Below are 610 nucleotides of genomic sequence, written 5' to 3' on the forward strand. Positions count from 1 at the left end.
GGATCGGTCAGGTCCCAGATGCCCTCATGATCGGCGGTCACCAGCAGCCGCCCGGCTTCGGTGATCATCGCTTCGGTGTTCAGCGCGTCCCGGACGTTGCGCCCGATCCGCTCAACCGACGCACCCGCCAGACCGTTGTACGCACCCATCTCCTCCCGCAGCCAAGGCCCGAGCGCCGGACGCCTGAGCGGGTCCACCGCCCCCGACACCTCCCAGTCATCGGCCCAGGCAATGACGTGCCCGCCGACCTTGGCCACGGCCTCAAGGATGAAGTCCCGCTGCTTCTCCGGGCTACCGGTCGGCCCGACCACCCGGGACAGGCTCCGGGTCCCGACGAAGCACATCCCACACCCGTCGTACGGCGTGACAGGGGCGTTGTCGTCAAGAGCAAGCTTCTTCGATGCCATCGTGGCCCTCCCTGGGGTTCCCCAGTAGAAGAGGGGGAGGATTTCCCGCTGTGGCCACTCAGACATGCCTTAAGCGACCCACGCAGGGGCTCGGGGAACTGCGACGCCGACCTCGGGAGCGTTGCACCTGTGTGGATGGTCAGGCACTTTCGCAGTGATACCCGCCAGCCACGAACCGTCGGAGTTTCCCGAGACCCTGCTTC

Annotated in this window: 1 protein-coding gene; it reads right to left on the reverse strand. The window is 66.9% G+C overall.

The window, feature by feature from the left end; all coding sequences use genetic code 11:
* Positions 1-407 (reverse strand): recombinase family protein (locus ABD323_RS43785; protein WP_344447578.1); only part of this gene is annotated, 407 nt, incomplete at its 3' end.
* Positions 408-610 lie beyond the last annotated feature (203 nt).

This window comes from Kitasatospora nipponensis (assembly GCF_039528135.1).
GTDB lineage: Bacteria > Actinomycetota > Actinomycetes > Streptomycetales > Streptomycetaceae > Kitasatospora > Kitasatospora nipponensis.